General features: G+C 45.2%; 19 protein-coding genes. 12 read left to right on the top strand and 7 right to left on the bottom strand.

The genetic code is table 11. From position 1 onward, the window contains the following. Positions 1 to 24 precede the first annotated feature (24 nt). Positions 25 to 795 (top strand): YheC/YheD family protein, encoded by a 771-nt coding sequence (locus OB236_RS01110; RefSeq protein ID WP_076236289.1) that lies wholly within the window; start codon positions 25 to 27, stop codon positions 793 to 795. On the opposite strand, the gene OB236_RS01115 is transcribed toward OB236_RS01110, so the two are convergent. The 6 genes from OB236_RS01115 to OB236_RS01140 form a co-directional block, all read right to left on the bottom strand. Further along, complete coding sequence (locus OB236_RS01115; protein ID WP_262682218.1) at positions 790 to 1482, bottom strand: YceI family protein; 693 nt, start codon at positions 1480 to 1482, stop codon at positions 790 to 792. The genes OB236_RS01110 and OB236_RS01115 overlap by 6 nt on opposite strands. A 294-nt stretch (positions 1483 to 1776) precedes the next feature. After that, on the bottom strand, positions 1777 to 2718 hold the full coding sequence (locus OB236_RS01120; RefSeq protein ID WP_262682219.1) for an iron-hydroxamate ABC transporter substrate-binding protein: 942 nt from the start codon (positions 2716 to 2718) through the stop codon (positions 1777 to 1779). Positions 2719 to 2739: 21 nt separating this feature from the next. After that, positions 2740 to 3756, bottom strand: a complete 1017-nt coding sequence (locus OB236_RS01125; protein WP_262682221.1) for a FecCD family ABC transporter permease — start codon at positions 3754 to 3756, stop codon at positions 2740 to 2742. Next, positions 3757 to 4752 carry a FecCD family ABC transporter permease gene (locus tag OB236_RS01130; protein WP_408638396.1) on the bottom strand — a complete coding sequence of 332 codons (996 nt, stop codon included), beginning with the start codon at positions 4750 to 4752 and terminating at the stop codon, positions 3757 to 3759. Positions 4753 to 4906: 154 nt separating this feature from the next. Then, positions 4907 to 6352 (bottom strand): sensor histidine kinase, encoded by a 1446-nt coding sequence (locus tag OB236_RS01135; protein ID WP_262682223.1) that lies wholly within the window; start codon positions 6350 to 6352, stop codon positions 4907 to 4909. 2 nt (positions 6353 to 6354) lie between these two features. Then, positions 6355 to 7068: a response regulator transcription factor gene (locus OB236_RS01140; RefSeq protein WP_262682224.1), complete on the bottom strand. Its 714-nt coding sequence runs from the start codon at positions 7066 to 7068 to the stop codon at positions 6355 to 6357. A gap of 543 nt (positions 7069 to 7611) precedes the next feature. On the opposite strand from OB236_RS01140, the gene OB236_RS01145 reads away from it, so the two are divergent. The 4 genes from OB236_RS01145 to OB236_RS01160 all read left to right on the top strand — a co-directional run bounded on the left by OB236_RS01145 (position 7612) and on the right by OB236_RS01160 (position 12065). After that, positions 7612 to 8640: a LacI family DNA-binding transcriptional regulator gene (locus OB236_RS01145; protein ID WP_262682241.1), complete on the top strand. Its 1029-nt coding sequence runs from the start codon at positions 7612 to 7614 to the stop codon at positions 8638 to 8640. Positions 8641 to 8752: 112 nt separating this feature from the next. Next, entirely contained in the window at positions 8753 to 9913 is a 1161-nt protein-coding gene (locus tag OB236_RS01150) for a Gfo/Idh/MocA family protein (protein ID WP_262682225.1), read from the top strand. Between the two features lie 48 nt (positions 9914 to 9961). Then, the gene (locus tag OB236_RS01155) at positions 9962 to 10684 is read left to right on the top strand and encodes a ThuA domain-containing protein (protein WP_262682226.1); all 723 of its coding nucleotides are present in this window, start codon (positions 9962 to 9964) and stop codon (positions 10682 to 10684) included. A 277-nt stretch (positions 10685 to 10961) separates the two neighbouring features. Next, positions 10962 to 12065: a Gfo/Idh/MocA family protein gene (locus OB236_RS01160; RefSeq protein ID WP_262682228.1), complete on the top strand. Its 1104-nt coding sequence runs from the start codon at positions 10962 to 10964 to the stop codon at positions 12063 to 12065. 155 nt (positions 12066 to 12220) lie between these two features. Here the strand turns inward: OB236_RS01160 and sspI are convergent, their stop codons facing one another. Further along, positions 12221 to 12424: a small acid-soluble spore protein SspI gene (sspI, locus tag OB236_RS01165; RefSeq protein WP_076236300.1), complete on the bottom strand. Its 204-nt coding sequence runs from the start codon at positions 12422 to 12424 to the stop codon at positions 12221 to 12223. A 168-nt stretch (positions 12425 to 12592) separates the two neighbouring features. On the opposite strand from sspI, the gene OB236_RS01170 reads away from it, so the two are divergent. From OB236_RS01170 to OB236_RS01200, 7 genes are all read left to right on the top strand, one after another. Continuing rightward, positions 12593 to 13252, top strand: coding sequence for a potassium channel family protein (locus OB236_RS01170; RefSeq protein WP_076236318.1), 660 nt, complete (start codon positions 12593 to 12595; stop codon positions 13250 to 13252). Between the two features lie 4 nt (positions 13253 to 13256). After that, on the top strand, positions 13257 to 14120 hold the full coding sequence (locus tag OB236_RS01175) for a TrmH family RNA methyltransferase (protein WP_262682232.1): 864 nt from the start codon (positions 13257 to 13259) through the stop codon (positions 14118 to 14120). Positions 14121 to 14372: 252 nt separating this feature from the next. Continuing rightward, positions 14373 to 14726 (top strand): helix-turn-helix domain-containing protein, encoded by a 354-nt coding sequence (locus OB236_RS01180; protein WP_262682233.1) that lies wholly within the window; start codon positions 14373 to 14375, stop codon positions 14724 to 14726. Positions 14727 to 15063: 337 nt separating this feature from the next. Further along, positions 15064 to 15240: a hypothetical protein gene (locus tag OB236_RS01185; protein WP_262682234.1), complete on the top strand. Its 177-nt coding sequence runs from the start codon at positions 15064 to 15066 to the stop codon at positions 15238 to 15240. Continuing rightward, positions 15233 to 15826, top strand: coding sequence for a zeta toxin family protein (locus OB236_RS01190; protein ID WP_262682235.1), 594 nt, complete (start codon positions 15233 to 15235; stop codon positions 15824 to 15826). Before OB236_RS01185 ends, OB236_RS01190 begins: the two co-directional genes overlap by 8 nt. 179 nt (positions 15827 to 16005) lie before the next feature. Further along, positions 16006 to 16767 (top strand): helix-turn-helix domain-containing protein, encoded by a 762-nt coding sequence (locus OB236_RS01195; RefSeq protein ID WP_262682236.1) that lies wholly within the window; start codon positions 16006 to 16008, stop codon positions 16765 to 16767. 171 nt (positions 16768 to 16938) lie between these two features. Next, positions 16939 to 17307, top strand: coding sequence for a hypothetical protein (locus tag OB236_RS01200; RefSeq protein WP_262682237.1), 369 nt, complete (start codon positions 16939 to 16941; stop codon positions 17305 to 17307). The last annotated feature ends 235 nt before the right edge of the window (positions 17308 to 17542 follow it).

Genomic DNA, 17542 nt, shown 5'->3' on the forward strand with positions numbered 1-17542 from the left:
AAGCTTGAAGAAAGGTGGAGCCGAATGCGCAAAGTAAACTATAGTAGGCATATTGTAAGTAAATGGAGAAAAACAAGCGTGATGCTGCGTAATGCCAAGCTGCGTACTTATGTGCCCGTGACGAGAAAAATGACGCGTACCTCTCTGCACGACCTGTTAAATCAATATGGGATGGTCTATATCAAACCGGATAGTGGCACTTACGGCAACGGTGTTATGCGTGTGGAAAAGAGCTCTGTCACGGATGGGAAGCGTTACAAGTATCAGAATGGAGTGGTGAAAAAATCATTTTCCGACTTTGATAATCTTTACAATTCGATCCGAAAACGCACAAGAAAACGACTATATCTCGTACAGAAGGGCATCCATTTAACCAAATACCGGAATCGGCGTTTCGATATTCGAGTTATGGTTCAACAAACACCAAACAGGAACTGGGAAGCCACCGGTGTCATCGGCCGTGTAGCTCACCCGAAGAAAATCGTTACGAATGTTCATAATGGAGGTACGCTTAAACCAATAGGGACTCTGCTTTCCGCCTATGTATCCGGCACTGCGAAGAAAAAATATATTCACCGCTTACGAAAGCTTGGACTATCTACAGCGCGTCAGCTTCACACGACCTATCGCGGACTGAAGGAAATCGGCCTGGACGTGGCATTGGATGATAAGCTGCACCCGTGGGTGCTTGAGGTGAATACTTCTCCCGATCCTTATATATTCAGACGTTTGAAGGATAAGTCCATCTTCGGGAAAATTCGCAGATATGCAAGAGCGTATGGGAAACGACTATAGCTTCAATACAAGTCTGAGCTGAACCGTCACATTGTTTTGGGCCTCTAATAGAACCGTATGCGGGTTTTTCATACCATAATCGGCAAAGGTTACGACTGTACTGCCCTCTACATTCAAAGTACCTTGACTGTATAAGGCTTCACTGGTAAAGGTTACGTCCATCGCGATGTCTTTGATTGTGAGGGTCCCCGTCATAGTGAATGAGACCTTGCTGCCTTCCTTCCACTCCTTGGGGAAGTTATCAAAGGATTTCACGGTGAACTTGGCTTCCGGAAATTTAGCTGTGTTTAAGCTATCGTTTCCTTTGACATGGTTGTCTCTTTGCGGATTACCTGATTGCAGCACGGTCGTATCGACGATGCCTTCTGCTTTCATGAGGTTCGGCTCAGCAGTATTGATGACCCATGTTCCCTTGACAGAGGCGCCTTCAATATTCACGGTTTCCTTGGAGGTCGTTACAGAGAGATACACTTTAGAAGCCGGCTGGATGGTCCATAACCCGTCCAGCTTGGCTGGTACAGCAGCTGTCATGCTGTTGGTGGGGACTGATGCAGAAGAAGTTGCGGCTGCAGGAATAACCTGTTGGATGGTAATGTGATTTCCGGCATAGTAGTCATAAGCGGCATAACCGCCACCTATTAGTGCAGCCGCTACACCTAACGCAAGTACAGTTTTTCTTATATTCATGGGGAAGCCTCCTTTTACATATGAGCCGGCAGCCTGAAGTGGCATAACGGACATCATTGCATTATAGCACTACATAAAGTAGTGTTATTGCTTAAAAAAATAACAGCACTGCAACACGGCAGAGTGTCAAGGGTCAAGCTTACTGGTGGAGAGCTGCTGCTTTCCAGTAGTATACAATTAAAAACTGAATGTTCGCTGAATGGGAACTGAGCATGAGCTTAAAGAGCTTGTACTGAGCAGAAGAGCCATGCAGTCTGCTGACCACATGGCTCTGTGAATACAATTGAATCCGGGTTACTTGGCAAACTTCTTCTCGGCATCATCAAGTGCCATTTTGGTACCAAGCGCGGAGTAATCCAACCAGGGTTGATCAGGAATCAGATAGACGTGTTGGGATTTTACAGCCTTGAGACCTTGCCAGATTGGATTGCTTTCAATTTGTTTGTATAATTTCTCGGCTCCATCTTCTCTGTTCACGATCACGAAGATTGCATCCGCATCATAGTCCGGCAATACCTCTTGTGAAATCACGTCAAACGCTTTGTCCTTGCTTACTTTCTCGACGCCTTTGGCTGGCTTAAGGCCAAGGTCTTCATACAAGAGAGGACCCATAGGACGTCTCGTTCCGAATAAGCGCAGCTCCTTGGCAGTTACACGAACGGCCATTACGGTAGCATCCTTGCCAAGCTTCGTATTGATCAGTCCTTTTACACGTTCTTTCTGGGCTTCGTAGTCTTTAATGAACGTTTCGGCTTCCTTATCACGATCGACTAGCTTACCGATTTTTTTCAGGTGATCCCGCCATGTGCCTTCATCAAGATCGAATACTACGCTCGGAGCGATTTTTTCGTATTTGGAAATATCTTTGCCAGCATATTGCTTATCCAGATAAATAACGTCAGGCTTCAATGACAAAATGGCTTCCATATCCGGTTCAGTAACTACACCGAGAGGCTTCGTATCTTTCAAACGGTCGGCTACGTGAGGCAGGAACGCTTTTAAATCGCCACCGATTACAGATCCGACCGGAGTAATACCGAGCGCCAGCAAATCATTCGTTAAATGGATGGAAACCGAAGCGATTCTTGGTGCTTTGGCTGCTGGTTTGTCGTTAGCTGCTGAAGGGGCAGCAGCGGGTGCTGGCTGTGGTGCTGCTGTCTGAGGGGTCGGTTGAGCGCATGCGGAAACGGTAATCATCGATACCGCGCTTAACAGGATCATGAGTGTCTTTTTCATAAGGTCTCCTTAAGATGAGTTTTATTTGGATCTGGTAAGTAAATATAAGAAATACGGAGCACCGATTGCGGCGACTACAACTCCTGCAGGAATCGCGTTCGGCTGAAATAAGGAGCGTCCTATCGTATCTGCAACGACCAGAATGACGAGCCCTATAAGACCTGCTATCGGTAAAAAGTGTTGGTGCATCGGTCCGACCAAACGACGGGCAAGGTGAGGGGCAACGAGGCCAATAAACCCGATTCCTCCGGCCATCGCTACACTGGCGCTGGATAAAGCGACGGCAGTTACCAAGAGCAATAGTCGCTGCTTGCGTACGGATGTTCCAATACCAGTCGCTACCTCATCTCCAAGCGAAAACGCATTTAATGATTGGGTTTGCAGGAAGCTGTAAGGAACAAATATGAGAATCCAAGGAAGCAGGGCAAAGACGTGAATCCAATCCCGTCCCCAGACGTTGCCAACCAGCCACCTTGCGGTGAAAGCATAGGTCGTTTCATCCAGACGAAGCGATAAAAACAATGTGATCGCACTGAATCCCGCAGCTACTGCAATCCCTATTAATATGAGACGTATAGGCAGCAGACCTCTTTGGCGGTCATAAGCGAGCAGCACAATCAGAAAGGCTGACAACACACCACCCGTTAAAGTGAATAAAGGAATCAGCAGAGCAGAGGCGTCCTTCATCGAATGAAAAAAACTGACGAAGGCAATAAGGCCAAAGGCAGCTCCAGCATGAAGCCCGAGAATACCGGGATCAGCCAGTGGATTGCGGGACAATCCTTGTAAAATAGCACCGGAAACACCTAATCCGATACCAGCCAGCATCGTGATCAAAATCCGCGGCAGGCGATACTCGAACAAAACCAGCTTGTCATCGGGACTGCCATGGCCCAGAAAGGTTTGAATGACTTGAAGGGGAGCGAGCCGGATCGTTCCTGTGTTCAAGCTGATCAGGATGGCGCACAAGCCGATAATGAGCAGGATGATCCCGACCTGGATCGTTTTTTTGCTCCTGTTTGATACTTGCTGCTGCATCTATAAGCTCCTCCTTTCTTTACGAGCCAGATAAAGAAAGAAAGGTACGCCGACCAAAGCGACCATGATGCCAAGCGCAAGCTCTCGGGGCGGATTGACCATTCGGGCGCCCATGTCGGCGACAACCAGCAGTACGGCACCCAACAAAGCAGAGAGGGGGATAATGAATCGGTAATCGACACCGACCAGCTTGCGTGCGATGTGTGGGATAACCAACCCAACAAATCCAATCGCACCCACAGCAGAAACCGATACCCCGGCAAGAATCACTGATGCGGTCATGCCAAGCAGTCGAATCCGCTTCGTGTTTACCCCAAGATTAATGGCTACATCATCACCCAACGATACCAGCGAGACCGAACGCCCCATCATGAAGGCCCATACGATAGTAATCAGAATAACTGGAACTAACAACTGCAATTGTACCCATTTGACCCCGGCAACACCTCCGGCGTACCAAAATGCCAAATCCTGAGCCAAATTGTAATAAATCGCAATCCCTGAGCTTAGTGAATGCAGCAGAGCGGCTACCACTGCTCCCGCAAGGGTGAGTCTTAAAGGGGTTAGACCGCCTGGGGCTGATCTGCCCAGCATAAAGATAAATAGCGTACTGAGCACAGCTCCGGTAAAAGAAACCACGATTAAAGCCGAATAGGGCAAATTAGGGAAAAACGCGAAGCTAAGGGCCACGGCAAAGGTCGCACCCGAGTTGATTCCGAGTATCCCCGCATCCGCCAGCGGATTACGTGTCACACCCTGCATTAAAGCTCCAGCGACGGCAAAAGCCGCGCCCATAACCGCTGCTCCTATTACCCGAGGAAGCCGCAGCTCATGAATGATCTGGTGTGCGGTCAATTTGGGATTATAATCGATCACGGCTGTCCATACGGTGCCAAGTGTCATTTCTTTGGCTCCGTAGGAGATGGCCAGAAACATCGCCGCTACTAAAACGAACAACGAAATGATAAAAATAAGGCTAAAGGAAAAGAGCTTCATACTCGAAGTGGCTTGTAATTTTCTCATAGGATTGCTGTGTTGCTTTCGACACCTCCAGCGTACGGATCCTCTTATGTATGAGCAAGAATACGATAATGATAATTATTATCAGTCGAAATTATACGTTCTTTTCCATAGAATAGCAAGAGAGAATTTAGGATTCCACCTTGGGAAGCGTAATCACAAAGCTAGAACCGATCCCTGGTGTACTGCTCGCTTCAATCGTGCCTCCATGAGCTTCCACGAGCTGCTTGACAATGGACAGACCGAGCCCCGTTTCACTGCTGCTCTTGGCGCGGGATGGGTCTGCCTTATAGAAGCGGTCCCAAATAAGAGCAAGTTCCACGCTAGTCATCCCCCGTCCGGTATCGGTAATATCGATCAGGGTGGAGGCTTCGGTTTCTGTTGCTGTGAGCCGGATCGTACCGTATTCGGTAAATTGAATACTGTTCTTGATCAAATTGATCAGAATTTGGGTGAGCCGATCGTAATCGCAATAGACGACCAGGTCAGAGTCGCATTCAATGACAATTTGCAGCTTTTTGGCTTCGATCAGCACTTCCAAGGTTTCCACAACCGTCTCCATAATTTCACGCAGTGAACTATTTTTCTTGATCAGCGCGATCAAGCCATTTTCGATCTTTTCCATATCCAGCAGCTCATTGATCAGACGAATAAGACGAAATGTTTCTTTTTCGATAATGGTATAGTATTTGTGCTTATCCTCAGGTTCTGTGACGAGATTGTTTTTCAAACCTTCAATAATACCTCGTATGGAGGTGAGTGGTGTCCGCAGTTCGTGGGATACATCGGTCATAAAGGAGTGGCGGCGTAATTCGTATTGCTCGAGTTTTTGAGAGGATACCTCCAGCTGTACTGCCATCGCGTTGAAGTCGAGCGCCAAATCACCCAGCTCATCGGAGCGAATGATCGGCATACGGGCAGCATAATTCCCGGCGGAGATCTTGCGTGTGGCATGGCGCAGTGGTTGAAGGCTTTGACTCATCCTACGGGATATATAAATGCTTATAAGGGCTGCTATCACAAAAATAAATGCTGCTGCATATCCTACATTCCGATCCAGGGCCAATAAGGTGTCCTTGAAACCAACTGCAGGGGAAAAAATGAACAGGTACATATCGTTTGTTTTGCTTTTCGGATGAATGGGTTTGGTTAGGACGACAAGCGGCTGCTCTGGGCTGCGCTCAACGATGAAGCTTTGATTGTCTTTGATGGACATGATACGAGCACGAAGGCCATCCAAAAATGTTTTATTGCGCAGAGCGGCCGACATTTTGGGATCACGGTACACAATCTCTCCGGTTTTATCCAAAATAATAAAAGATATTTTACGCTCGGATAGCAAACCTCGATAGGCCAGGAGCGGTGCGGTCGGTTCTTCCTCTTCACGGGTTAGCAATCGGACAATAACTTTGCCTGCGCTGCTTAGCTCCTCCGTTACATGTACATAGGATTGCTGTTTCAAATAATAAACAAAGCCTGCTCCTGTCAGAGCAAGAATCAGAATGGATACGAGCATATGACTTATAAATTGGCGTTGAAAAAAAGTAAAGCGATAATGCAAACGTTTCTTCCCCATTGTCATTCCTCCAGCTTGTAGCCTATGCCCCATACGGTGACCACGAGTGGGTTCTCAGGAGTTGATATTTTGTTGCGCAGCCTTTTGATATGGACGTCTACGGTTCGTTCCTCACCTATGTAGTCGTAGCCCCAGATGCTCTCGATAAGCATATCTCGGGTAAATACCTTTTTCGGGTGGCGAACAAACAGGCACAGCAGCTCAAATTCCTTGGGAGTCAAATTTGTCAGCACAGCTCCACGTATAATAACGGTTCGGGTATCCAATTCGATCCGAATGTTCTTGTGCTTCAAGATGTTCAAAGAATCGTGTAGATGATGCGTAGGCTCTGATTGTAAATTGGATGAGGCCGTACCGATATGATAACGACGATGGACCGCTTTGATTCTGGCAATCAGCTCCATCGGGCTGAAGGGTTTGACGACATAATCATCTGCGCCGCTTTCCAATCCGAGAATCCGATCCTGCTCCTGATCCCGCGCGGTAAGTAATATAATCGGTGTTTGCGTTATGGTGCGAAGCTGTTTGCAGAGGCTGATTCCATCTTTGCCAGGAAGCATCCAGTCCAGAATGACGAAATCCCAGCTTTCCTCAAGCAATCGCCGCTCGGCGACCCATCCATCATGGACGAAGGTGGTATCATAATGTTCTTTTTGAAAAAAAAGCTGCAGCATTTCGCATACGGATGTATCGTCCTCAGCTACGAGCAGTCTCATAGAAATCCCCTCCGGGCTTGGCAATTCGTTATTTCAAGCATAGTCGCTCGATCCCTGAATAGCAATATCTTGATGGCTCGGAAGATCGCTGAATAGGTATTGCTGTGCAATGCGAAATAGGGGGAGGCTAAGTTATCTAGATTATGTATTGACATGGGAAGCGTCCCGTGAGAAAATGTACGCGTGTACATTACGTGGAATATCAGTTTGAAAAGATGCTTTCGAATTACTTTTTATCAAGTTCGCGAGAAGCTTGTAAGCCGAAGGCTAATGAAGTTAATGGGTTTGTCAGTTAATATGCTAGTTAGTTTGTTTGTTGTACAAACTCAAAGAGTTTGGTGAATATATGAGCGGAGCGACCGTGGTGTTCAGGAGATAGCGGAGCGGTGCCTTTGTTTCCGGAATTTTACCGCTATTTATTTTATAGAATAATTCTGGAAACAACAGCAATCGGAGGAATACTTCGGTCGCCAAGCGGAACTTTATTCACCGTACTTCTCACGAAGTCATTTTGCTTCATAAACCTGAAGGAGGGATCGTCCTATTGTAACCAGGAAGGAAGTTGCTGAGCTGGCAGGTGTATCCGAGGCTACAGTTTCCCGTGTTTTTAATGGTGTAGGGCCAATGAAAGCACAGACGAAGCTGCGGGTTCAGGAAGCTGCCAAAACACTTAACTATCACCCCAACGCGATAGCTCAGAGCTTTGCCCGCCGCAAAAGCGGAAATTTGGGCGTTGTACTTCCCTATTTGCCGAAGGTTCATTTGTTCTCAACGTATTATTTTTCCGAAGTGTTAAGCGGTATTGGCGCCAAGGTGAAAGATAAGGGTTATGATCTACTGCTTACCTTTCGTTCGTTGGACGAAGAGAGCGATTACATTGAACGATTTCGTTCGCAAAAGGTAGATGCCTGCATTATTTTGGGGGCCAGTGATACCCCGCAAGAAAGGGAACAGCTGAAGACGCTGGAGTCCGAGGGGCATCACTTCTGTCTGGTCAATCAGCATTTTGCCGGTGAAAGCTTCAATGAAGTAGACGCGGATCATATCGGTGGCAGCTATCGTGCAGTGAAGCATTTGATGGATAAGGGCCATAAGCAAATCGCCTTTCTGAATGGCTCCTCGCAGTTTTCCAATAGTGCGGATCGATATGAAGGCTACAGGAAGGCAATGGGCGAAGCAGGTAAGGATGCCGAGGCACTTCGTAATTTGTATTACGAAGGCAATTACAGCCGTACCAGTGGATACAGGATGGCGGCAGCATTATATGAACGCAGGCACGAGATTGATGCGATATTTGCGGCAAACGATCGAATGGCGATAGGTCTTATGCAGGGCCTGCGTGAGCTTGGTTGGGAAGCCGGTAGGGATGTCGCGATTGTCGGTTATGATGACTCTGATGCGGCCCGAGTGACGGACCCGCCGCTCACAAGCGTAGCTGTTCCCTTTTATGATATGGGAAGTCTCGCAGCCGAGCGTCTGCTGGCTCAGGTGAACGGTGAGCAAGGAAGCTTTCAGGTCAAGCTGGATACCGAGCTTGTCGTTAGACAATCATGCAGCAGAAATTTTAGTTAAGCTGCATGGTATGGAATTTAGATAGGTTGGTTGAAACGCAGCGCAGCGAGTCTTGTTCACCACATTACAAATGAAAATCCAGTGTAAAACTTTGAAGGAGGCGGATTCTAGTATGAAGCAAATTAATATTGGAATGGTCGGTTATAAATTTATGGGCAAGGCACACAGCCATGCTTACCGTGATTTACATATGTTTTTTCCGAAGATTGCCAAGCCAGTTATGAAGCTGATCTGTGGTCGTGATGAAGAGGGTGTCGCTCAGGCAGCTGAACAATTCGGCTGGGAAGGTTATGTGACGGATTGGCGGGATTTGTTGAATAACAAAGATATTGATGTGATCGATATTAATGCACCAAGTAATGCGCATATGGAAATTGCTTTGGCAGCGGCAAAGGCTGGCAAGCATTTGTTCTGCGAGAAGCCTCTGGCGCTGACACTGCCTGATTCCAGAGAAATGCTCAAAGCAGCAGAGGATGCAGGCGTGAAGCATATGGTGGGCTTCAATTATCGTTTTGCACCTGCTGTGATGCTGGCCAAGAAGCTGATTGATGAAGGCCGTTTGGGTGAGATTTACCATTTCCGTGCCTGGTTCCTGCAGGATTGGATTGTCGACCCGGATTTCCCGCTGGTGTGGAGACTACAGAAGGAAATTGCCGGCTCTGGTTCACATGGAGATTTGGGCGCACATCTGATTGATTTGGCGCATTATTTGATCGGCGGCATGACCGAGGTGATCGGGATGAGCGAAACGTTCATTAAAGAACGTCCAGAGCCTACATCGATGACAGGCTTGAGTGCGAAGGGCAGTAAGGATGCGCCAAAGGGTCCGGTTACGGTCGATGATGCGACATTGTTTATGAGTCGTTTTGCCAATGGCGCGCTTGGTAGCTTCGAAGCGACACGTTTTGCACCCGGACATCGCTGCACGAATTCGTTCGAGATTAACGGCAGCAAGGGCAGTGTAAAATTCGATTTTGAGCGGATGAATGAGCTGCAGGTTTATTTTACAGACGATGCTGAGGATGTTCAGGGCTTCCGCCGCGTGTTGGCAACTGATCCTTCTCATGCCTATATGGACGCTTGGTGGCCAGCCGGTCATACCATTGGATATGAGCACACCTTCATTCATGAGGTTGTCGAGCTGATGCAGGCATTGGAGGAAGACCGTCAGCCTGTGCCTAATTTTGTTGATGGTGTGAAGTGTCAGGAGGTACTGGAAGCGGTAGATCGTTCCATTGTGGAGCGCCGTTGGGTACGAATTGACGAAGTCTAGAAGTCAGCTTACAATCATCAATCTTACTAATTAAAGGGAGCGTGCAGAATGAAAAAAGCATTGATCGTTCAAGGCGGTTGGCAAGGTCATCAGCCTAAGGAAGTATCTGAAATTTTTCGTGTTGTTTTGGAGGAAGAAGGCTTTGAAGTTGAGGTGTCCGATACACTGGAAGCTTTTGCCGATGCCGAGAAGCTGTTAGGGCTTGACCTGATTGTACCTGTATGGACGATGGGTGAGATTGATAAGCAGTACGCCAAAAATGTATCGGAAGCCGTACAAAGCGGAGTTGGACTAGCTGGCTGCCATGGTGGTATGTGCGATTCCTTCCGTAATAATGTGGACTGGCAGTTCATGACGGGCGGCAACTGGGTAGCTCATCCTGGCAATGATGGAGTGGAATACGTAGTTAATATTAAAGGCAGCACAAGCCCGCTCGTAGAGGGCATTGAAGATTTTACAGTATCCAGTGAGCAGTATTACCTGCATGTAGATCCGGCTGTAGAGGTATTGGCGACTACGAGATTTCCTATTGTCGAAGGCCCTCATTCCTTGAACAAGGCAGTCGATATGCCTGTGGTCTGGACCAAACGTTGGGGAGTCGGACGCGTGTACTACAACTCGCTCGGACATCAAGCCAACATCATTGACATCCCGCAGGTAAAACTGCTCATGCGCCGTGGCTTCCTATGGTCGGCAGAAGGCAAGACTCAAGCAAGTAACAATGCATCTGCCACTGCAGCTTACTCGGGTATGGGTGATAGTCAGGTTTAAATCAGCATTCATATGTATTAGAGGTTGTTCAAAAAGCCATCTTTTGATCACGAAGTTATACACGTTGCTGACTCGGCATCGAATTTTGCATTCAGGCCCGAAGTGCGGTGCTCATTTAGGTATAAGCCTAAACTCCGCTCCTCCTTCTTTACAGCTTACGAAGCGAGTTTTCAGAGAAAACTTTAACTTCTCGGTGCTGAAAAGCCGACTTTTGAACACGTACTATTTAGTAAAAGTGAAGCTTATTAAAATTGGCAAGCAGAGAGGAAGCATTGAAATGGAAAAGGTACGTGTAGGTATAATCGGCTGCGGCAAAATCAGTGCTATTTATTTTAAAAATTGCCAAACATTTTCGGCTTTAGAAGTTACAGCGTGCGCTGATTTGAACGTAGCAAGAGCAGAAGCGAGTGCAGAGGAGTTCGGTATTGCCAAGGCTTGCTCAGTTGCCGATCTATTGGCGGATCCAGACATTGATCTGGTCATTAATTTAACGATTCCGGCAGCTCATGCTGACGTATGTATACAGGCGCTCGAAGCAGGTAAACACGTGTATGTGGAAAAACCGCTAGCGGTAACCCGCGAAGAGGGTCAACGGATTTTGGCTGCTGCGAAGAAGAACGATCGATTGGTGGGCAGCGCACCGGATACTTTCCTGGGTGGCGGTATCCAAACTTGCATCAAGCTAATTAACGATGGTTGGATCGGAACTCCAATTGCTGCCAGCGCATTTATGATCGGTCGCGGTCATGAGCATTGGCATCCGGACCCTGAGTTCTATTATGCGCCAGGTGGCGGCCCTATGTTCGATATGGGTCCTTATTATTTGACTGCTCTCATTGCTTTGCTTGGCCCAATTCAACGGGTGACGGGCTCAGCCAAAATCTCTTATCCAGAGCGGACGATCACCAGCGCACCCAAATTTGGGCAAAAAATCAAAGTGGAGACACCTACACATGTTGCAGGCGTGCTCGATTTCCACAGCGGTGCTATTGGAACGATTATTACAAGCTTCGATTCCTTTGGTGGTTCGCAAGTGCCGCGCATTGAAATTTACGGAAGTGAAGGCACGCTGAGCGTACCAGATCCGAACACATTCGGTGGGCCTGTATGGGTACGTCGTCACGATGCGAAGGAATTTAGTGAAGTACCGCTAATTCACGGTTATGCGGATAACAGCCGTGGCCTGGGCGTGTTGGATATGGCTTTTGCCATTCGCAACGGCAGATTGAACCGCGCCAATGGAGAACTTGCGTATCACGTTCTGGAAGCGATGCATGGCTTCCATGATGCGTCCGAGCAAGGTATACATTATGTGATGCAAAGCACTTGCGATAAACCTTTGCCATTGCCAAGCGGATTGGTTAGAGGCATATTGGATTAAGCTTACATCATTTGTTAAAGAAAAAAGCCACCGTGGACCGAGCCGCTTGCAATCGCAGCATTCGGATCCAGACAGTGGCTTTTTACTATTTGCTTAAGCAATCTGTGGGACCAAGCGCTGAGTATCCTACACAGGATCCATTCGTTCCACGAATGTTAAGCCAAATGCTCCTTCAAAGCCGTGACCATTTGCGATTGAGCACTTTTTTCGCTGTGCTGCCAAATGATTTCGAACAATACACCCAAACCGGGTAGCACCTGCTCAGCCCCACCGACAGAGTCCTCGATAATACCCGTCAGCTCGTCATCATTTTTATCCGTCACGCGTTGAATAATGGCTTCTCTAAGGGTAATGTTCATAGAAGTTTCCTCACTTTGCTCACTGAATTTACTTGATTTAATATGTGCCAAATTGCTGTGGTTCATGCTTGGTTATGGAGAAATCATTTTATGGTATAATAAAGCACAATGGAAATACGTTCAGCTGAAAAGTCAAACCGTGATTGGATAGAAGGGTGGTAGTTGTCCGTGAAAAAGCAATTTGCCGTTATTGGCTTGGGTCGTTTCGGTACCAGCGTTGCCAAAACCTTGTCAGGATTGGACTTTGAAGTGTTAGCTATTGATAGCAATGAACATCGGATCCAGGAAATATCTTCGGTAGTTACCCATGTTGTACAGGCGGATTCGACAGATGAAGAAGCACTCCGAGCATTAGGGCTGCGTAATTTTGACGTTGTGGTTGTCGCTATCGGTGACGATATTCAAGCAAGCATTCTCACGACCATTATCGTAAAAGAAATCGGAGTACCCAAGGTTATTGTCAAGGCTCAGAATGAGCTTCATGGCAAGGTGCTGAAAAAAGTCGGTGCTGATAAAGTTATTTATCCAGAGCGTGACATGGGCCAACGGGTAGCGCATCATTTGATTTCCAAAAACATTATTGAATATATCGAGCTATCCGAAGACCATAGTATTGTTGAAATCAGAGCCTCTCGGGATATGGTTGGCAAAAACCTGCGGCAGCTGGATATCCGGGCCAAATATGGCTGCAACGTCATCGGAATCAAGACAGGTGTCAAGATGAATATCGCTCCTAACGCTGAAGAACTGATCGATTCTGAGGATATATTAATTGTTGTTGGGAACAATGAAGATTTACAAAATTTTGAAAAAACGTTTGCGGAATAGCAGGATGAAGAGGAGTAGTGAAGCGTTGATTACATCTGTACACAATCCGCGTGTCAAAGCGTGGGCACAGCTGCTGGACAAAAAAGGGCGGGACCAGCAGCAGCAATATATGATCGAAGGTGTGCATCTCGTGCAGGAAGCATTGGCTTCCGGTGTCAAGATCGAGGTGCTCGTCTACGCAGAGGAGCGGCAGCAGTCTCTGCCTCCGGGAATGCTTCAGTCAGCAGAGAGTGCCGACATTGAATGTATCGCCGTTAGTGAGGCGGTATTAAATAAATGTACGGATGCTTTAACGCCGCAGGCGGTATTTGCCGTGCTGCCCAAGCTGATCTGGGAGCCGCAGGACTTGCTTCAGCCCTATGAGATTGATAGAAAACACTCATCCTCTAGTAAAGAAACCTCCGCGGCTTCAACTCCCAGCCTTGTCGTCGTCATCGATGGCGTGCAGGACCCTGGTAATCTCGGCACGATTATTCGCAGCGCGGATGCTGTAGGTGCTACCGGTATTTTACTGGGCAAGGGCACTGTTGATTTGTACAATCCGAAAACCGTTCGTTCCACAATGGGATCACTGTTCCATCTACCGATTGCCTCGGGAGATTTGGTAGAGTGGCTGCCTTCAGCAGCTTCGCAAGGAGTTGCTATTGTGACTACCAGCCTTCAAGCTACAGCAAGCTGTTATGAGTTCGAATTCCGTCGTCCGGTCTGGTTCGTCATTGGCAATGAGGGACAGGGGGTATCGCCCGAGGTATCCCGTCTTGCAACAGAGCATATACGGATACCTATGCAAGGAAAAGCAGAGTCGCTGAATGCAGCAATGGCAGCGACGGTTGTGCTTTTTGAGGCTATGAGGCAGAGGGGATTATAACGTCAGCGTTCAGCAAAAGTTGTGAGTTGTAATTCAGTTTGTCACCATTTGTAATTTATTTTGTCATAGACTTGGAACATAGAATTTGTCATTCAATTTTTGGCGAAAGTCCTTGATATTACTGAGTTTATTCAAACTTTTTTTGAATAGTAAGTTACGTTCTAACTTACTCATTTTCTAAAAAAACCATAAAATTAACTTCCGAAAATGCTGTAACAAAAACTGTCATAAAACCTATGAGCGGAGGGCTTTATGAATATAATAAGTGAAAATATTAAACGTCTTAGAAAGTTACATAATCTTAATCAAACGGAATTTGCAAATTCTATTGGTGTTTCACAAGGCAGCTTAAGCGATATCGAATCAGGAAAAAGTAATCCCTCGGTTGACACAATTGTTTCCATATTTAGTAGGTATTCATGTTCCCTTGAGTGGTTATTAACAGGTAAGGAAGCGAACCAGAGAGCTGAAAAATTAGAGGATGAGCATAAATTTAATATTCTGGAGAAAGATCTAATTAATACTTTTAGGCAGTTAGATACCGATAATCAAATCGAAACAATTGAAATAATGAAACTTAAATTACGCCACAAATGGAGTCTGTAATATAGATTAGTATTATGAGGTTGACCAGCTATAGCTGGTTAACCTCATTTTTGCAACATAGGATGTGCGAACAGTTATTGCATTAGCGAAAAAGAGAAGGCAGACGGCATAGTTAATTACATTTATTGGGAAATCCCATCTTTTTTAATTCTTGCACCACAACCATGCTAAGTAATTTTTTAGCATTCGTACCTATGTTATAATGATTATGCCAACGAACTGCGTTCCATTTGTCTAGTAATATTACCCAAAACAGTATCACAAAATATCTAGAAAAGTACAATTGAAGTCGAGGACGACTTCTTGATTGATGATATTATAAATGGAGGTGTCAGGCTTGGAAAGAAATGACGATTTAAAGAAGCTGATTAAGTTAACCGGAGAGCGGGCAAAGCTTGACGCTAAAGCAAATGGAACTTATGTGGTTTATAAAGATATATCGGGCAAATTAGTGAAGGAGTATGCAGATGGTATAAAGGAAGATTTACTAGTAGAGAATCAAGAATATGTCTGAATCTAAAAAAGCGATAATGTTTATTTTTGCTGGAAACAATGGCAGTGGAAAAAGCACTATACGCAATTTAATCATTGATCGAATAGGGATTAGTGTAAATATTGATCCAGATGCCTTGGCCCGGCGCATTAATCCATTACAGCCCGAAACTGCTCGAGTTTCAGCTGGAAAGGAAGCGATCCGCTTAGCACGAGACTGTATACGAAATCATCGAGATTTCTCGATTGAAACTACTTTGTCCGGCGGATATGCGGTAAGGCTTATGCAAGAAGCAAGAGCGAAACACTTTGAAATCACAATGTTTTATGTCGGTCTCGGGGATCCGAATTTAAATATTGAACGTGTTGCCAATCGGGTTCGCAATGGAGGACATCATATCTCTTCCAAGGATATATTACATCGTCACCATTCATCCATTCAGAATCTGCTCAAGCATATGGATTTGGTGAATGACTTACTCGTCATAGATAACAGTGCATTAAATGGGGAGATTATTCTTGAGGCCGATAACGGCAGGTTAAGATTCCAAAACGACTTACTACCAGATTGGGTTCTGCCAATTCGAAGCCAACTAGATCATCCATAACTTGAGTCATGCTACGTTATAGGTAGGTATGGTTCGGGTTATTTCTTCATCTTATATTAGGTGATTTTGAGAAAGTCCAGTATTTTGGTTTATCCATAAAAGACATTATCAAATTAATTTACCACAGTTTTTATTTAGTTGATGGGTATATACATCCAACATCGGGAAGTAAGTCGGCTATGAAAATTTTATTTAAAAGAAGGAAGCAGTTGAAGGGCAAAGTCCTGGCTAAGGCTTTTGAGATTATAGATTGGATGTATTCAAGCTTTCCTGAAAATTTTAATAAAGTATTGGAAAATTTTCTTTACCGCGAGCAAGATAGCCAAAAGTATTGGAAAAAGATGAAATTTGAAGAGATATTTTCTTACAAACAATTTCGTGAAATTCAAACAGCTTATGAGAGCTATTGGATTGAAAGATTAGCTAATGGAAGTCGTCGGAGGCACTTGAAAATGAATTTTATCCAACCCGTTAAACTCAAAGCAGATGTGGGAATTGTGAGTACTCCATTGAAACGTCAATTTTTATTTAACGAGTTCATGTCGAACCCTGAGAGTGATGTGTTGTTGACATACATTGAAACTGCCCAAATGGTCGGGTTAGAAAGGCGTTACGTAAATCAACTGGTACTGAGTGGTTTATTGAAGCCCTTAAGTAAGGATGGCAAAAGATATTTACCGAGAAATGACATATTGGAATTACTGAGTCGATGTTGTGGCTCTTTAACTGATGATCATTTTGGAAGGATTACTATCCATGAGGCCATATTAAAATATCCGGGACAAGGGTTAAGCATTGTGAAGATTATTATCTTGATTTTAGAAGGGAAACTTATTCCGAAGTCTCAAGTACAAGGTACTGTTCTTGACACGATAACTTTAAGTATTGAAGAAATTGACAAAATAATTATTGAATTTAAGAAAGATAGAGGAGTTGCCTAGATGGCCTGTATTATATGTAATTGAAAAATTGCAAATAAATTTTCAATTCTAACAATTTAGAAGATTGAGAAGGGCTGATCGTTAGAGTTGATAGCAAGAGGTAACTGCGGATACAATAGAACTGTCTAAATAGAAGGCTCTATTCTATAGTAGGGAAGGACGTTGTTTATTATGGACGAGCTACTTCAAGCTGTTGAAAAAAACATCATGAGTACAAAATCAAATATCGAACGGAACAAGAAATATTATAAATACCCATTTACGACTAACTGCGATCATTATTACACACTTATATTATTACAAAACCGTTTAGATAAATGGGAAAACTTTAAGAACATAATACTAAGTTTTAAAAATAGTCACTGCACGCCCGTAAACAAAAAGAGCGATATACTTGAGAAAACAATAGCTGTTGAAAAGTCTACTGTCCCTGGATTTATCTCTCGAAAAACAGAAACTGAAATGTTAGCTTACATAAAAGTATTAGAGTGGAAAATCGATGATTTGCAAGGAATATGGTTGACGAGTCCACCCTCATAGTCGACAAGAAGGGGATTGATGCGCTTTGGAAAAGGATATTGATTGGCTCATAATAGTTCATTGGAACCGACCTTACTGTAATACAATAGTTAGTCAAGATGAACATTTAGAAAACAAATTACAATTGGGGTGATAATAATGACACTGCTAAATGACGGAGAAAAGGTCACTTTCTTAATCGATCTTTTAGAACGTCATATTGATAAACTTCCGAGTGAGAACAGCTTTGCCAATT

It is taken from the genome of Paenibacillus baimaensis (genome assembly GCF_025567575.1).

Coding starts and splice junctions, on each gene's coding strand:
- OB236_RS01115 (WP_262682218.1), bottom strand. CDS start 1,482: ATGAATATAAGAAAAACTGTACTTGCGTTAGGTGTAGCGGCTGCACTA.
- OB236_RS01160 (WP_262682228.1), top strand. CDS start 10,962: ATGGAAAAGGTACGTGTAGGTATAATCGGCTGCGGCAAAATCAGTGCT.
- OB236_RS01110 (WP_076236289.1), top strand. CDS start 25: ATGCGCAAAGTAAACTATAGTAGGCATATTGTAAGTAAATGGAGAAAA.
- OB236_RS01150 (WP_262682225.1), top strand. CDS start 8,753: ATGAAGCAAATTAATATTGGAATGGTCGGTTATAAATTTATGGGCAAG.
- OB236_RS01125 (WP_262682221.1), bottom strand. CDS start 3,756: ATGCAGCAGCAAGTATCAAACAGGAGCAAAAAAACGATCCAGGTCGGG.
- OB236_RS01200 (WP_262682237.1), top strand. CDS start 16,939: ATGGACGAGCTACTTCAAGCTGTTGAAAAAAACATCATGAGTACAAAA.
- OB236_RS01130 (WP_408638396.1), bottom strand. CDS start 4,752: ATGAAGCTCTTTTCCTTTAGCCTTATTTTTATCATTTCGTTGTTCGTT.
- OB236_RS01190 (WP_262682235.1), top strand. CDS start 15,233: ATGTCTGAATCTAAAAAAGCGATAATGTTTATTTTTGCTGGAAACAAT.
- OB236_RS01195 (WP_262682236.1), top strand. CDS start 16,006: ATGAAAATTTTATTTAAAAGAAGGAAGCAGTTGAAGGGCAAAGTCCTG.
- OB236_RS01175 (WP_262682232.1), top strand. CDS start 13,257: ATGAAGAGGAGTAGTGAAGCGTTGATTACATCTGTACACAATCCGCGT.
- OB236_RS01140 (WP_262682224.1), bottom strand. CDS start 7,068: ATGAGACTGCTCGTAGCTGAGGACGATACATCCGTATGCGAAATGCTG.
- sspI (WP_076236300.1), bottom strand. CDS start 12,424: ATGAACATTACCCTTAGAGAAGCCATTATTCAACGCGTGACGGATAAA.
- OB236_RS01120 (WP_262682219.1), bottom strand. CDS start 2,718: ATGAAAAAGACACTCATGATCCTGTTAAGCGCGGTATCGATGATTACC.
- OB236_RS01135 (WP_262682223.1), bottom strand. CDS start 6,352: ATGGGGAAGAAACGTTTGCATTATCGCTTTACTTTTTTTCAACGCCAA.
- OB236_RS01180 (WP_262682233.1), top strand. CDS start 14,373: ATGAATATAATAAGTGAAAATATTAAACGTCTTAGAAAGTTACATAAT.
- OB236_RS01155 (WP_262682226.1), top strand. CDS start 9,962: ATGAAAAAAGCATTGATCGTTCAAGGCGGTTGGCAAGGTCATCAGCCT.